Origin of the sequence: Georgenia sp. 311 (assembly GCF_006151955.1) — a bacterium.
GTDB lineage: Bacteria > Actinomycetota > Actinomycetes > Actinomycetales > Actinomycetaceae > Oceanitalea > Oceanitalea wutianyii.
This window is the reverse complement of the sequence record NZ_VDFS01000063.1, coordinates 22900-38138: the sequence shown is the minus strand read 5'-3', so window position 1 is coordinate 38138 and position 15239 is coordinate 22900. Positions and strand designations below refer to the sequence as shown.

Genomic DNA, 15239 nt, shown 5'->3' with positions numbered 1-15239 from the left:
GGCGGCGGTCCAGCGGACCGCCGCCGTCGGCATGGAAGGACAGGCATGACGCAGCAGCAGCGGCGCCGGCGCGGGCGGATCGCCCTCCTCGTCGCACTCGCGGTGGGGATCGCCGTCGCCGACCAGGTGACGAAGTACCTCGCAGAGGCCAACCTCACGCAGGGCGTCATCGTCCCGCTGGTCGGTGACCTCCTCGGTCTCCAGCTCATCTACAACCCCGGCGCGGCGTTCTCCATCGCCACCGGGATGACGTGGGTCTTCACGGTCATCAGCATCGGGGTCGTCATCGTCGTCGTGCGGGTGGCCCGGCGCCTGCGCTCGACCGCGTGGGCGGTGGCACTGGGCCTGCTGCTCGGCGGGGCGATCGGCAACCTCTACGACCGGCTGCTGCGCGAGCCCGGCTTCGCACGCGGCCACGTCGTCGACTTCATCAACTACAACGGCTGGTTCGTCGGCAACGTCGCCGACATCGCCATCGTCGCCGCCGCCGTGCTCATCGCGATCCTCGCGCTCCTCGGCCTCGAGGTCGACGGCACCCGAGTGTCGGACGGGCAGGAGGACGCCGAGCCCCGTCCCGGCACCGAGGACGAGGACCTGAGCGAGGAGCCGCTCGACGCCGAGGACGAGTTCTCCGGCGAGGTCCCGCGCCCCACCGACGACGACGTCGACGTCGCCACCTGGGTCTCCGGGGCCCCCTCCGCGAGCGAGGTCGCCGCTCCGGGCGCCGTGCCGGTCGCGGACACCCCGACGCCCGACTGGACGCCCACCGGCGCGAGCGCGCCCCGGGAGGAGTCCGACCGCCCCGCGGCCCCCGACCAGCCGGCCCCGGCCGCCGAGCAGGACGAGCCCGTCCCGCCCGCGCAGGAGACGCCTCGCCGGCGCCCCCGCAGCCGGCGCGAGGCCCGACTCGCGGACGACGGCGATGCCTGAGACCCGCTCCCTGCCCGTGCCCGACGGCCTGGCCGGCGAGCGGGTCGACGCGGCGCTCGCCCGGCTCCTCGGCTTCTCCCGCACCCGCGCGGCCGAGCTCGCCGAAGCGGGCGCGGTGCTGCTCGACGGGCGCGTGCTCGGCAAGTCCGACCGACTCGTCGCGGGCGGCTGGCTCGAGGTCACGATCCCCGACCCGCCCGCCGCGGCCGCCGCCCCGCCGGAGCCCGTGCCCGGGCTGCGGGTGGTCTTCGAGGACGAGGACGTCGTCGTCGTCGACAAGCCCGTCGGGGTGGCCGCCCACCCCAGCCCCGGCTGGGAGGGCCCCACCGTCGTCGGCGGGCTCCAGGCCGCCGGCTACCGCGTCTCCACCTCGGGGGCGGCCGAGCGGCAGGGCATCGTCCACCGCCTCGACGTCGGCACCTCGGGCCTCATGGTCGTCGCCAAGACCGAGCTCGCCTACTCCGTGCTCAAGCGCGCCTTCAAGGAGCGCACGGTCGAGAAGGTCTACCACGCGCTCGTCCAGGGCCACATGGACCCGTTCGCCGGGACGATCGACGCCCCCGTGGGCCGCGACCCCCGGCACGACTACCGCTTCGCCGTCGTCGCCGGCGGCAAGCCCTCGATCACCCACTACGAGACGCTCGAGGCGATGCCCGGCGCCTCGCTGCTCGAGATCCACCTCGAGACCGGCCGCACGCACCAGATCCGCGTGCACACCTCGGCGCTGCGTCACCCGTGCGTGGGTGACACGACCTACGGGGCGGACCCGGTGCTCGCCCGCAAGCTCGGGCTCACCCGCCAGTGGCTGCACGCAGTTCGCCTCGGCTTCGCCCACCCGCGCGACGGGCACCCCGTCGTCGTGGCGAGCGAGTACCCCGAGGACCTCGCCGCAGCACTGGAGGCGGTGCGCGAGGGCGTGCGGTGAGCGTGCGCACCACCCTCGTCACCACCCGCGCCCAGCTCGAGGAGGCGTGGGCGGTGCGCTTCGCCGTCTTCGTCGACGAGCAGCGCGTACCGGCCGAGCTCGAGGTCGACGACCTCGACGAGGCCCCGACGACGAGCCACGTGCTCGCGCTCGACGGCGACGCCGTCGTCGGCACCGGACGCCTCCTCCTCGACGCGCCGGGCCACGTCCACCTCGGCCGGCTCGCGGTGCTCCGCGAGCACCGCGGGCGCGGGGTGGGCGCGCTGCTCGTGCGGGCGCTGGAGGACCTCGCCCTCGAGCGCCACGCCGTGGGCGCGCCGGGCGCCGTCGAGGTCGTGCTCAGCGCGCAGGAGGCGGCGATGGGTTTCTACCGCGCCCTCGGGTACGCGCCGGTGAGCGGCGAGCGGTACCTCGACGCCGGGATCTGGCACCAGGACATGGCCCGCACGCTCACCGCCGGGAGCCCGTCCGGACGACACGCCGAGCGACCAGGATCTCCCTCGGCCGAGGCCGGGGACGTGGGTGGTCCGACCTAGACTGACCGGCATGGCTGCTGGAGGATCCGACAACTTCGCCCACCTCCACGTGCACACCGAGTACTCCATGCTCGACGGTGCCTCCAAGGTCGACGAGCTGCTCGCCGAGGCGGCCCGGCTGGGTCAGCCGGCGCTGGCGATCACCGACCACGGCTACCTCTTCGGGGCCTTCGACTTCTGGTCCGCGGCCCAGCGGCACGGCGTCAAGCCGATCATCGGCCTGGAGGCCTACGTCACGCCGGGCACCTCACGCTTCGACAAGTCCCGGGTGCGCTGGGGCGAGGAGTACCAGGCCAAGGACGACGTCTCCGCGCGCGGTGCCTACACCCACATGACGCTGCTCGCGCGCAACAACAAGGGGATGAACAACCTCTTCCGGCTCGGCTCGCGTGCCTCCCTCGAGGGGCAGATGGGCAAGTGGCCGCGGATGGACCGCGAGCTCATCTCCACCCACGCCGAGGGCCTCCTCGCCACCACCGGCTGCCCCTCGGGGGAGGTGCAGACCCGCATCCGCCTGGGCCAGTACGACGAGGCGCTGCGGGCCGCCGGGGAGATGCAGGACATCTTCGGCAAGGAGAACTACTACGTCGAGCTCATGGACCACGGGCTGGACATCGAGCGCCGGGTGACGAGCGACCTCCTGCGCCTGGCCCGGGAGATCGGTGCGCCGCTCATCGCGACGAACGACTCCCACTACACGCGCCCCGAGGACGCCAAGACCCACGAGGTCATGCTCGCGCTCCAGTCCGGCTCCAAGCTCACCGAGCCCACGTACGACGAGGGCGGCAGCCGCTTCGCCTTCACCGGCGACACCTACTACCTGCGCTCTGCCGCCGAGATGCGCGGGCTGTTCGCCGAGCTGCCCGAGGCCTGCGACAACACCCTGCTCGTCGCCGAGCAGTGCGACGTCACCTTCCGCACGGCCGCCGACGGCGCGAACTACATGCCGCGCTTCCCCGTGCCCGAGGGCGAGGACGAGCACTCGTGGTTCGTCAAGGAGGTGCAGAAGGGCCTGGCCTACCGCTTCCCGGACGGCGTGCCCGACCACGTCGAGAAGCAGGCCCGCTACGAGGTCGACGTCATCACCCAGATGGGCTTCCCCGGCTACTTCCTCGTCGTCGCCGACTTCATCAACTGGGCCAAGAGCCGCGGGATCCGCGTCGGCCCGGGTCGTGGCTCCGGCGCCGGGTCGATGGTCGCCTACGCGATGCGCATCACCGACCTCGACCCCCTCCAGCACGGCCTGATCTTCGAGCGCTTCCTCAACCCCGACCGCGTGTCGATGCCCGACTTCGACGTCGACTTCGACGAGCGCCGGCGCGGTGAGGTCATCCGGTACGTCACCGAGAAGTACGGCGACGACCGCGTCGCGCAGGTCGTCACCTACGGCACCATCAAGGCCAAGCAGGCGCTCAAGGACTCCGCGCGCGTCCTGGACTACCCCTTCCAGATGGGGGAGAAGCTCACCAAGGCGATGCCGCCGTCGGTCATGGGCAAGGACATCACCCTCGCCGGCATCTTCGACCCGCGCGACAAGCGGTACAACGAGGCCGAGGAGTTCCGCCAGCTGCACGCCTCGGACCCCGACGCCCAGGCCGTCGTCGAGACCGCGCAGGGCCTGGAGGGCATCAAGCGGCAGTGGGGCGTGCACGCCTGCGCCGTCATCATGTCCAGCGAGCCGCTCCAGGAGGTCATCCCGGTGATGCTGCGCCCGCAGGACGGCGCGATCATCACCCAGTTCGACTACCCGCAGTGCGAGAACCTCGGGCTGCTGAAGATGGACTTCCTCGGCCTGCGCAACCTCACGGTCATCGACGACGCGCTGGAGAACATCGAGCGCAACGGCAAGGAGGTGCCCGACCTCGAGCGCCTCCCGCTGGACGACCCGCTGACCTACGCCATGCTCGGCCGCGGCGACACGCTCGGGGTGTTCCAGCTCGACGGCGCCGGCATGCGCACCCTGCTGCGCCTCATGCGCCCCGACAACTTCGAGGACATCTCCGCCGTCGGCGCGCTCTACCGCCCCGGCCCGATGGGCGCGAACTCCCACACGAACTACGCGCTGCGCAAGAACGGCCAGCAGAAGATCGAGCCGATCCACCCGGAGCTCGAGGAGGCGCTCGCCGAGATCCTCGGCACCACCTACGGCCTCATCGTGTACCAGGAGCAGGTGATGGCGATCGCGCAGAAGGTCGCCGGGTACACCCTGGGCCAGGCCGACCTGCTGCGTCGCGCGATGGGCAAGAAGAAGAAGGCCGAGCTGGACAAGCAGTTCGCCAGCTTCGAGGCCGGCATGCTCGAGCGCGGCTACTCCCCGCAGGCGGTCAAGACGCTGTGGGACATCCTCCTGCCCTTCTCCGACTACGCCTTCAACAAGGCGCACTCGGCGGCCTACGGGATCATCTCCTACTGGACCGCCTACCTCAAGGCCAACTTCCCCACGGAGTACATGGCCGCCCTGCTCACCTCGACGCAGGGCAACAAGGACCGCCTGGGGCTGTACCTCGGTGAGGCCCGGCACATGGGCATCAGCGTGCTGTCGCCGGACGTCAACACCTCGGTGGGCTCCTTCGCGGCCGTCGGGGAGGAGATCCGCTTCGGTCTCGCGGCGGTGCGCAACGTCGGCGCGAACGTCGTCGAGGCGATCATCGCGGCCCGCGAGGAGAAGGGCGCCTACACCTCCTTCCAGGACTTCCTCGACAAGGTGCCCGCCGTCGTGTGCAACAAGCGCACGATCGAGTCGCTCATCAAGGCCGGTGCCTTCGACTCCCTCGGGCACACGCGACGGGCGCTCCTCGCCCGTCACGAGGAGGCCATCGACATGGTCATCGACGTCAAGCGCAACGAGGCGGTCGGCCAGTTCGACCTCTTCGCCGGGCTCGGCGGCGACGACGGGGCGGCCGGCTCCGGCTTCACCATCGACATCCCCGACCTGCCCGAGTGGGACAAGCGGGAGAAGCTCACCTTCGAGCGGCAGATGCTCGGCCTGTACGTCTCGGACCACCCGCTGTTCGGGCTGGAGCACGTGCTCCAGCGGGCGGCGGACGTCTCGGTGGCCACCCTGCTCACCGACGAGACGCGCGCCGACGGCTCGTCGGTGACGGTCGCCGGTCTCGTCACCTCGCTGCAGCGCAAGATGACGAAGAACGGCAACCCGTGGGCCATCGCGACGGTCGAGGACCTCGAGGGCGCCATCGAGGTGCTCTTCTTCCCCCAGACCTACTCGACCGTCTCCACCATGCTCGCCGAGGACTCGATCATCACGGTGCGGGGACGGCTCAACCGCCGCGACGACATCCCGACGATCTACGCCGCGGAGATGAGCCTGCCCGACGTCTCCCAGGCCACCGACGGGCCGGTGCAGCTCACGCTCGCCGCCAACCGGTGCACCGCGCCGCTCGTCGAGCGGCTCAAGGGCATCCTCACCGACCACCCGGGACGCTCGGAGGTGCGCCTGCGGCTCACCAGCCCGGGGCGCTCGACGACGATGCGGCTGGAGGACTCCTTCCGCGTCGAGCCGTCCACCGCGCTGTTCGGCGACCTCAAGGCGCTCCTCGGGCCCGGCTGCCTCACCTGACGCCCGAGGGGCCTGGCTCGGGACCCGCAACTAGAGTGCTCGCGTGGCCCCGGCTCCGACGGTGCCGGGCCTCACCCGGCTGACGACGTGGAACGTGTTCCACGGCCGCGGCCCCGACGGGCGGGTGGACGCCACCCGGTTCGCGCGGGCCGTGGCCTCCCTGCGCGCCGACGTCCTCGCACTCCAGGAGGTCGACCGCGGCCAGCCGCGCTCCGGCCGGCTGGACGTGGCGGCCCTCGCGGCGGAGGCGGCGGGCGCGGCGCACTGGCGGTTCGTCCCGGCGGTGATCGGGGAGCCCGGTTTCGAGTGGCGTCCCGCCCTGGCGGCGGACGAGGACGCCTCCGACGACGCCTACGGCATCGCGCTGCTCTCCCGCCTGCCGGTGGAGTCCTGGCACGTCCTGCGGCTGGCGCCGGCGCCCTTCGTCCGGCTGCCGGTGCCCGTGCCCGGCGGGGGAGTGATGCTGCTGCGCGACGAGCCGCGGGTGGTGCTCGCCGCTCGCGTGCACACGCCGGCCGGCCCGCTCACCGTCGCCTCCACCCACCTGTCCTTCGTCCCCGGCGTCAACGCCGTCCAGCTGCGCCGAACCGCCGCCTGGCTGCGCACACTGCCCGGCCCGGCGGTGCTCCTCGGCGACCTCAACCTGCCCGGCGGACTCGCCCGCCGGGCCTCGGGGATGCGGCTCCTCGCACGGGGCGTCACCTACCCCTCACCCCGCCCGCGGCTGCAGCTCGACCACGCCCTCGGGCAGGGAACGCTGCCGCCCGTGCGCCGGACGTTCGTGCGACGGCAGGACGTCTCCGACCACCTCGCACTGGGCCTGGACCTCGCTACCGACTAGCGCTCGCCGGCCCCGCGGCGCGCGGTCGTCGGCGCCGGATCCTGCCACCAAGTCGGCCCCGGTCGGCGTGACGGGGCCGGGATCAAGGTCGCAGGCTTGCCTCGACGCCGCGTCGGGGTACGTGGTGGCAGGTTTCGACGCTCCGACGCAGGGTTCGGCCGGGCCGGCTCAGTGTGCGGAGCGGCCGAGCAGGCGCCACGCGGCGGGCAGGAGGCCGGCGGCGGCTGCGGCCTTGAGCGCGTCGCCGAGGAGGAAGGGGAGCACACCGAGGACGAGCGCCTCCCCGAGCCCGACCTCGAGGCTCACCATGAGCCACGGCACCCCGCCGGCGTACACCGCGGTCGTCGCGAGCAGGGCGGCGGCGAGCATGGGGAGCGGGCGGCGGTCCGCGCGGTGGCGGGCGAGCACGCCGACGAGCCCCGCGGCCAGGACGTAGCCGAGGACGTAGCCGAAGGAGGCGGTGTGCCAGCCGGCGGTCTGCTCGGCGAACCAGGGCACGCCGCCCATCCCTGCGAGGACGTACAGGGCCAGGCTCAGGGTGCCGCGCAGCGGCCCGAGGGACGCACCGACGAGGAGCACGGCGAAGGTGCCGAGGGACAGCGGCACGGGGGTGAACGGCAGCGGCACGACGACCTGCGAGAGCACTCCGGTCACCACGGCGCCGCCGACGACGAGCGAGGCGTCGCGCACGAGGCCGGCGGGCAGGGAGTCGGCGAGGACGGTGGTGGCGGTCATGGCAGCACCTTTCGCGGGGAACACCGCCACGCTAGCCAGCGGGCGAGCCGCCCCGGTGTGCGGCTCGCGACAGATTCCGGGCGCCCGGTCTGTAGCGCTCAGCCCACGACGACGGCGACCGGCCCGGTGGGCAGGTCCACCTCGACCCGGGCCCCGGCGGCCAGCTGCCGGCCCCGGCGGGTCTCGACCTCACCGTCGACGGTCACCGCGCCGTCGGCGATGAGCTCGCGTGCCTGCGCGCCGGAGTCGGCGAGCGAGGCGAGCTTGAGGAACTGGCCGAGGCGGATCTCGCCCTCGACCGGAACGACCTGGTCCTGACCCATGCCCCGATCATGCCGTGCCCGGCCGCCCGGCGGCGAACCCGTGCACGATCCAGCTCTCGGCGGAAAGGGGTGGGGCGGGCGGCGGGGTGGGGGACACGACGGCGGACGTCCCGGCGGGGCGGAGGCTGGGCGGATTACGATCAGGGCCATGCTCAGGCGAATCGATCTCCGCGGAAGTGACGTCTCCGACCTCGCCGGCGTGCTGCCGCGCGCCACCCTCGACGTCGAGGCCGCCCTGGCCCAGGTGCTCCCGATCATCGCGGACGTCCGCGACCGTGGTGCCCTCGCCCTGCGCGACCTCGCCGAGCGCTTCGACGGCGTGCGGCCCGAGCACCTGCGGGTGCCCGCGGAGGCGCTGCAGCAGGCGCTCGCCGACCTCGACCCGCAGGTCCGCGAGGCCCTCGAGCTGTCCGTCGTGCACAACCGCGCCGGCCACGAGGCACAGCTCCCGACCGAGCGGGACACCGAGATCCTCCCCGGCGGGCACGTGCGCCAGCGCTGGGTGCCGGTGAGCCGGGTGGGCCTGTACGTGCCCGGCGGGCTGGCGGTGTACCCCTCGAGCGTCGTCATGAACGTCGTCGCCGCGCAGGTGGCCGGCGTCCCGTCGCTCGCCGTCGCGAGCCCGCCCCAGCAGGCCTTCGGTGGCCTTCCGCACCCGACGATCCTCGCGGCGTGCGCCCTCCTCGGGGTCGAGGAGGTCTACGCCGTCGGTGGCGCGCAGGCCGTGGCGATGTTCGCCTACGGGGCGGCCGGTGAGCCGGGCACCGGCGACGGGGAGCGGCTGTGCGCGTCCGTCGACGTCGTCACCGGGCCGGGCAACATCTTCGTCGCCGCCGCTAAGCGGGCGGTCATGGGCCGCGTGGGCATCGACGCCGAGGCCGGCACGACCGAGATCGCCGTGCTCGCCGACGCCGGCGCCGACCCGCGGTTCGTCGCCGCCGACCTCATCTCCCAGGCGGAGCACGACCCCGCCGCCGCCTCCGTGCTCGTCACCGACAGCGTCGAGCTCGCGGACGCGGTCGACGCCGAGATCGAGCGCCAGGCCGCCGCGACGACGCACGCCGAGCGGGTGCGCACCGCGCTCACCGGCCCGCAGTCCGGCACGGTCCTCGTCACCGACCTCGAGCAGGGCATCGCCGTGTGCGACGCCTACGGCGCCGAGCACCTGGAGGTGCAGACCGCCGACGCCGCCGCCGTCGCGGACCGGATCCGCAACGCCGGCGCGATCTTCGTCGGGCCCTGGAGCCCGGTGCCGCTCGGGGACTACCTCGCCGGGTCCAACCACGTGCTGCCGACGGGCGGCACGGCGCGCTTCGCCTCCGGGCTCAGCGTCATGGCCTTCCTCAAGCCTGTCCAGGTCGTCGAGTACGACGACGCCGCGCTGCGGAAGGTCGCCGGCCCGCTGCGGGCGCTCGCCGAGTCCGAGGACCTGCCCGCTCACGCCGACGCCGTCGACCTCCGGGCGGGCTGAGCGGGGCTCCGCTCTCGGCGGAATCGGCGTCGCCCCTCGGGGCGCGGCCGGACGCGCTGAGCGCTGTGCTCACCGCGATCCCTGTCCTGCCTCGCGGCCCCGCGCCGGGGTGTGGGACGGGGACGGGTACTTGCGCCCGGTGGGGGAGGGCCGCACGCTTGGGGCTCATCTCCCGAGAGGATCACCCATGCGCACCAAGGTTGCCGTGGCGACCGCTGCCGTCCTGCTCGCCCTCGTGGGCTGCGGATCGGCCGACGACGACGCCGCCACCGACCCGACCGCCGAGGCGCCCAGCGCCGAGGAGACGGCTCCCACGGACGCGATGCCGACCGCGCCGGAGCCCGACCTCGAAGGGCTGCCGGACGTCGTCGCCGTCGTCGACGGCGTGGAGATCACGCGCGAGGAGTTCGAGCAGGTCTACGCCAGCCAGCTCCAGCAGGCCTTCATGCAGTCGCAGATGACGGGCCAGGAGGTCGACCAGGACCAGCTCAAGCAGCAGACGGCCGAGGGGCTCGTGGACACCCAGCTCCTCCTCGCCGAGGCCGAGGCGCGCTCGATCGCGCCGACGGACGAGGAGGTCAACGCCGCCGCCGAGGAGCTCGCCGCGTCCAGCGGTCTGGGCTCGGCCGACGAACTCTTCAGCATGCTCGAGCAGCAGGGCCTGGGCCGTGAGGAGGCCATGGACGAGCTCCGGCTGCAGACCTCGGTCGAGCAGCTCGTCGCCGACGAGGCCGGTGAGTTCACGCCGGCCGACGAGGACATCCAGGCGCTCTACGACGAGGCGGCCGGGCAGGCCGGCGAGGGTGGGGAGCTGCCGCCCCTGGAGGAGGTCCGTCCGCAGATCGAGGCGCAGCTCCAGCAGCAGCACGAGAGCGAGGTCGTCCAGGCGCTGCTCGAGCAGCTGCGCGCGGACGCCGACATCACCTACAACCTGTGAGCCCTCAGGCCACCACCGCGGCGTAGAGCTCCTCGAAGGCCGCGGCCCGCTCGGCGTAGTAGTCGGCGCGTCCCGCCACCGGGTCCAGCGTGGGCCCGGTGGTCGGGGTCGCCCGCTCGACGCCGGGCGCGAGCGTGTCCAGGGCGAGCAGCGCGGTCCCGTGGAGGGTCGAGCGCTTGATCGTCACCGGCGTCACCGGCAGTCCGGTGACGTCCGCGACCAGCTGGAGCAGGTGGGGCAGCGCCTGGCTCGCCCGCCCGCTCGCGAGCACCTCCCGCGGCTCGGTGACCTCGCGCAGCTGTGCCACGACCCGCCCGTAGGTGAGCGCGACCCCCTCGAGCACGCCCCGGGCCAGGGCCTGCGGCGTGCTCGCCGCCGAGACGTCCGCGAGGACGGCGCGGGCGCCGGCCGCCCACCCTGTGCTGCGCTCCCCGCTGAGGAAGGGCAGGACGAGCGGGGTGCCCGGCTCGGGGTCGGGGACGAGGAGCTCGTCCAGCCCGCCGTCCAGGCGCAGGGTGTCGGTGAGCCAGGAGGCGGCGCGGCCGACGTCGTTGAGCGCCCCACCGAGGAGCGCGGCTGCGCCGTCCACCCGGTAGGCCCACAGTCCCGGCGGGGTGCGCGGAACGGCCGCCGGGACCTGTGCCCGCACGGCGCCGCTCGTCGCGAAGGACGCGACGAGGCCCCCACCCGTGCGCCCGCCGGTGCCCACGGTGGCCGCGTAGCCGTCGGCGACGACGGCGAACCAGGCGGCGCCGTCGAGCGCGGGGAGGCGGGAGGTGGCGCCGGGCAGGGGCTGGTCGGGATGGTGGACCGGGGACAGGGCGTGGGGCGCGACGCCGGCGACGGCGAGCATCTGCGGGTCCCAGTGGCCACCGAGGCGGTCGAGCAGCCCCGTCCACGCCGCGGTGGAGGTGCCGACGCCGGTCGTGCCGGCGAGGTGCAGGGTGAGGAGCTCCCCGAGGGACAGCCACCGCGCGACGCGCGCGACGACCTCCGGCCGGGTGGCCCGCAGCCAGCGCAGCCGTGCGGGCAGGTAGCTCGTGTGCAGCCGGCACCCGGTGCGCTGCTGGACCTCGGCCTCGTCGAGCTCGGCGCGCAGCTCGGCCACCTGGGGCGCGCAGCGGGAGTCGGCGTAGGTGAAGCACGGGGTGAGCGGGTCGCCCCCGGCGTCCACGCCGACGAGCGAGGAGGCGAACGTGTCGAGCGCGACCCCGGCGATCCGTCCGGCGAGGTACGGGCGGGCCACGGCCTGGAGGATCTCGGAGACCTCCGCGAGCACCTGCCGGGGGTCGATGACCGACGTGCCGTCCGTGGCGGTCGTGAAGGCGTGGCGCACCTTGTGGCGCAGGCCGGCCACCGGCAGGCCGCGTGCGTCGTACAGGCCGCCCCGGCTGGCGGTGGAGCCGACGTCGACGGCGAGGACGAGGGGGTCGTGCGCGTCGGCGAGGTCGACGGTGAACGCGGTCATGGGCACCTCCGGGGGGATCCTAGGGGCCGGCCGGGCTCAGCGCTGGCCCAGGACGAACGGGTGCACCGCGGCGGCCCCGGCCCGGCGGAGCAGCCGCGCGGCCACGGTGAGCGTCCAGCCGGTGTCGGTCCAGTCGTCGACGAGGAGCACCGAGCGGCCCGGCAGCCCGTCGCGTGCGGCGTCGTCCAGGTCGAGACCGAGGCGCCGGTGGACGCCGGCGAGGCGGGTCGCGGAGTTGACGTCGTGGCGGCCCGGCGGCAGGTCGGCGGAAGGGCTGACCGCTCCGACGATCGGGACCTGCGCGAGGTGGGCCACGCCCCGGGCGAGGTGGAGCAGCAGCCGGGGGCGGGTGGCCGAGGCGACGAGGACGACGCCCTCGACGCGCCCGCCCGCGGCGGCCAGGGCGGCGAGCTGGTCCCCGAGCACCCGCTCGACGGCGCCGCGCAGGGCGACGGGCAGGTCGCCGTCGTGCCCGCCCCGCGCCTCGCGGCCGGCCGGGCGGTCCGGTGCCGGCTCGAACAGCTCACGCAGGGCGGCCGACCAGCCGAGGCCGTCGAGCCGCGCGACGGCCCGGCCCGGCTCGGCGAGCTCACCCGCGGGGATGCGTCCCTGGAGGTCGATGCCGACGGCCGGCATGCCGGTGGGCCACTGCTTGCGCGGGGCGACGTCGACGCCCGGACGGTCGAGCGCGGCCTGCGCCTGCGCCAGGTGGGTGGCGTCGACCGTCGTGTCGAGGGTGAGCCCGCCGCACAGGTCGCAGCGCCCGCACCGCCAGCCGTCGGTGAGGTCGGGGTCGGAGAGCTGGGCGCGCAGGAACGCCATGCGGCACTCCCCGCTCCCCAGACCGACGTACTCGACCATCGCCTGCTGCTCCCGCTCGCGCGACTCCTCCACGCGTGCGTAGCGCGCGCTGTCGTAGACCCACGGCCGGCCGGTGGCCCGCCAGCCACCCGCCACGCGCTCGACGGCGCCGTCGACGTCGAGCACCTTGAGCATCGTCTCCAGGCGGGTGCGGCGCAGGTCGACGAGCGGCTCGAGGCGCACCGTGGACATGGGCTCGTCCCCGAGCTCGGCGAGCACCCGGCGTACCGCGGGCTCCGGCGGGAAGGCGAGGGAGCCGAAGTAGGCCCAGATGTCGCGGTCCTCCGGCCCCGGCAGGAGGACGACATCGGCGCGGTCGACGCCACGCCCGGCGCGGCCCACCTGCTGGTAGTAGGCGATGGGGGAGGAGGGGGCGCCGAGGTGGACGACGAAGGCGAGGTCGGGCTTGTCGAAGCCCATGCCCAGCGCCGACGTCGCGACGAGGGCGCGCAGCCGGTTGGCGCGCAGGTCCTGCTCGAGCTGCTCACGGCGGGCCGGCTCGGTCCGGCCGGTGTAGGACTCGACCTCCAGGCCGGCCGCGCGGAGCTGCTCGGCGACCTGCTCGGCCTGCGCGACGGTGAGCGTGTAGACGATGCCGGACCCCTGCCAGGCCTCGATGCGCTGGGCGAGCCACCCGACGCGCCGGGCCTGGTCGGGCAGCTGGACGACCCCGAGGTGGAGGGACTCGCGGTCGAGGGAGCCGCGCAGGACGAGGACGTCGTCGTCCTCCTCGCCCGCGCCGAGCTGCTCGGCCACGTCCGCGCTCACCCGGTCGTTCGCCGTCGCCGTCGTGGCCAGTACCGGCACCCGCGGCGGCAGGTCCTCCAGGAGGGTGCGGATGCGCCGGTAGTCGGGCCGGAAGTCGTGGCCCCAGTCGGAGATGCAGTGCGCCTCGTCGACGACGACGAGGCCCGCCTCGGCGGCGAGGGCGGGCAGCACCTCGGCCCGGAAGGCGGGGTTGTTCAGCCGCTCCGGCGAGCAGAGGACGACGTCGACCTCGTTCGCCCTGATCGCGGCGTGGACGTCCTGCCACTCGGTGACGTTGGCCGAGTTGACCGTCACCGCCCGGATGCCGGCGCGGGCGGCCGCGCCGATCTGGTCGCGCATGAGCGCGAGGAGCGGGGAGACGATGATCGTCGGCCCGGCGGGCGGGCGGCCCTCGACCCCCTCGCGCAGCAGGGCCGTCGCGACGAAGTACACCGCCGACTTGCCCCACCCGGTGCGCTGGACGACCAGTGCCCGGCGCCGGTGGACGACGAGCGCCTCGACGGCGCGCCACTGGTCCTCGCGCAGCCGTGCCCCCGGGTCGCCCACGAGGGTGCGCAGCACCTCCTGCGCGCGTTGCTCCGTGCTCACCTGGTCCTCCGTTCGTCGTCGGTCCCACGGTCCCACGCCCCACCGACACCCCATGACGACGCGACGCGCACCCCGGGGAAGCGTGAGGTGCGTCACGGCCTCCGCGATTTCGGGAACGCCGCCGGGGGTGCGGAACCCGCGGGGCGGCGCGGGTTCGCCGTCGGCGCGGGCATGAATTACGAAACGTGGGTGGCGCATAAATGGGTCCAGGGCCTTGAAGGTAAGCCTTACCTAAGCGCTAGATTGACCGCACGCGGCCAGGCAAGGCGCCACCTGGTCCGGCCCCAGACCACGTCAGACGAAGGACACCCATGAGCATCGCTTCCCCGCTCCGCCGCCCGGTGCGGCTCGCCGCCGCCGCCGTCGCGGCGACCCTGGCTCTCGCGGCCTGCGGTCAGGCCGAGGCCGAGGACGCCGCCCCCGCGCAGACCGCCGACGCCACGGCCGAGGCCGGCACCGTCGAGGTCGAGGACAACAACGGTCCGCAGACCATCGCGACCCCGCCCCGCTCGGTCGTCGCCACGGACAACCGCACCTTCGAGACCCTCGACGCCTGGGGCATCGAGCTGAGCGCCGCCGCGGTCGCGCTCATGCCGTCCTCGCTCTCCTACACGCAGGACGAGTCCGTCATCGACCTGGGGAACCACCGCGAGCCGAACCTCGAGGCCGTCGTCGCCGCCGAGCCCGACCTCATCATCAACGGTCAGCGTTTCGCGCAGTACCACGACGACTTCGCCTCCCTCGTGCCGGACGCCGTCGTCCTCGAGCTCGACCCGCGGGAGGGTGAGCCCTTCGCCGAGGAGCTCAAGCGCCAGACCACGGTGCTCGGGGAGATCTTCGGCAAGCAGGCCGAGGCCGAGCAGCTCGTCGCCGACCTCGACGCCGCCATCGAGCGGGCGCGCGCCGCCTACGACCCGGCCGACACCGTCATGGCCGTCATCACCTCCGGCGGGGAGATCGGCTACTCCGCCCCCGGCAACGGCCGCACCCTCGGCCCGGTCTTCGACATCCTCGGCCTCACGCCGGCGCTCGAGGTCCCGGAGGCCAGTGAGGACCACCAGGGCGACGACATCTCCGTCGAGGCCATCGCCGACTCGAACCCGGACTGGATCCTCGTCATGGACCGCGACGCCGCCGTCGGCGCCGACGACCCGGAGTACACCCCGGCCGCCCAGGTCCTGGAGGACTCCGAGGCGCTCTCCGGCGTCACCGCGATCCAGCAGGACCGCCTCGTGTACATGCCCGCCGACACGTACACCAACGAGGGCATCCAGACCTA

The 15239-nt window shown here is 74.1% G+C and carries 12 protein-coding genes; 8 read left to right on the top strand and 4 right to left on the bottom strand.

Annotated features, from left to right (window positions below; all coding sequences use genetic code 11):
- Positions 1 to 45: 45 nt before the first annotated feature.
- From lspA to FHE66_RS13810, 5 genes are read left to right on the top strand one after another with little or no spacing between them, the layout of a single operon-like run.
- Positions 46 to 930: a signal peptidase II gene (gene lspA / locus FHE66_RS16055; protein ID WP_176554788.1), complete on the top strand. Its 885-nt coding sequence runs from the start codon at positions 46 to 48 to the stop codon at positions 928 to 930.
- The gene (locus tag FHE66_RS13825; RefSeq protein ID WP_139073559.1) at positions 923 to 1855 is read left to right on the top strand and encodes an RluA family pseudouridine synthase; all 933 of its coding nucleotides are present in this window, start codon (positions 923 to 925) and stop codon (positions 1853 to 1855) included. The genes lspA and FHE66_RS13825 overlap by 8 nt, the downstream gene beginning before the upstream one ends.
- The gene (locus FHE66_RS13820) at positions 1852 to 2391 is read left to right on the top strand and encodes a GNAT family N-acetyltransferase (protein ID WP_139073558.1); all 540 of its coding nucleotides are present in this window, start codon (positions 1852 to 1854) and stop codon (positions 2389 to 2391) included. Before FHE66_RS13825 ends, FHE66_RS13820 begins: the two co-directional genes overlap by 4 nt.
- Before the next feature lie 10 nt (positions 2392 to 2401).
- Positions 2402 to 5968, top strand: coding sequence for a DNA polymerase III subunit alpha (gene dnaE, locus FHE66_RS13815; RefSeq protein ID WP_139073557.1), 3567 nt, complete (start codon positions 2402 to 2404; stop codon positions 5966 to 5968).
- Between the two features lie 43 nt (positions 5969 to 6011).
- Positions 6012 to 6809: an endonuclease/exonuclease/phosphatase family protein gene (locus FHE66_RS13810; protein WP_218013738.1), complete on the top strand. Its 798-nt coding sequence runs from the start codon at positions 6012 to 6014 to the stop codon at positions 6807 to 6809.
- A 168-nt stretch (positions 6810 to 6977) separates the two neighbouring features.
- Here FHE66_RS13810 and FHE66_RS13805 read toward each other — a convergent pair whose 3' ends face one another.
- Positions 6978 to 7544, bottom strand: a complete 567-nt coding sequence (locus FHE66_RS13805; protein WP_139073556.1) for a biotin transporter BioY — start codon at positions 7542 to 7544, stop codon at positions 6978 to 6980.
- Positions 7545 to 7642: 98 nt separating this feature from the next.
- Positions 7643 to 7867 (bottom strand): RNA-binding S4 domain-containing protein, encoded by a 225-nt coding sequence (locus FHE66_RS13800; RefSeq protein WP_139073555.1) that lies wholly within the window; start codon positions 7865 to 7867, stop codon positions 7643 to 7645.
- A gap of 148 nt (positions 7868 to 8015) precedes the next feature.
- Between FHE66_RS13800 and hisD the strand changes: the two genes are divergently transcribed.
- A complete protein-coding gene (hisD, locus tag FHE66_RS13795) occupies positions 8016 to 9338 on the top strand; it encodes a histidinol dehydrogenase (RefSeq protein WP_139073554.1) in 1323 nt (440 codons plus the stop codon).
- A 187-nt stretch (positions 9339 to 9525) separates the two neighbouring features.
- Positions 9526 to 10275: a SurA N-terminal domain-containing protein gene (locus tag FHE66_RS13790; protein ID WP_139073553.1), complete on the top strand. Its 750-nt coding sequence runs from the start codon at positions 9526 to 9528 to the stop codon at positions 10273 to 10275.
- A gap of 4 nt (positions 10276 to 10279) precedes the next feature.
- Here FHE66_RS13790 and FHE66_RS13785 read toward each other — a convergent pair whose 3' ends face one another.
- Positions 10280 to 11743, bottom strand: a complete 1464-nt coding sequence (locus FHE66_RS13785) for an FGGY family carbohydrate kinase (protein WP_139073552.1) — start codon at positions 11741 to 11743, stop codon at positions 10280 to 10282.
- Positions 11744 to 11779: 36 nt separating this feature from the next.
- Complete coding sequence (locus FHE66_RS13780; protein WP_369692768.1) at positions 11780 to 13960, bottom strand: RecQ family ATP-dependent DNA helicase; 2181 nt, start codon at positions 13958 to 13960, stop codon at positions 11780 to 11782.
- A 311-nt stretch (positions 13961 to 14271) separates the two neighbouring features.
- Between FHE66_RS13780 and FHE66_RS13775 the strand changes: the two genes are divergently transcribed.
- Positions 14272 to 15239: siderophore ABC transporter substrate-binding protein (locus tag FHE66_RS13775; RefSeq protein WP_139073655.1), on the top strand; the 968-nt coding region annotated here is incomplete at its 3' end.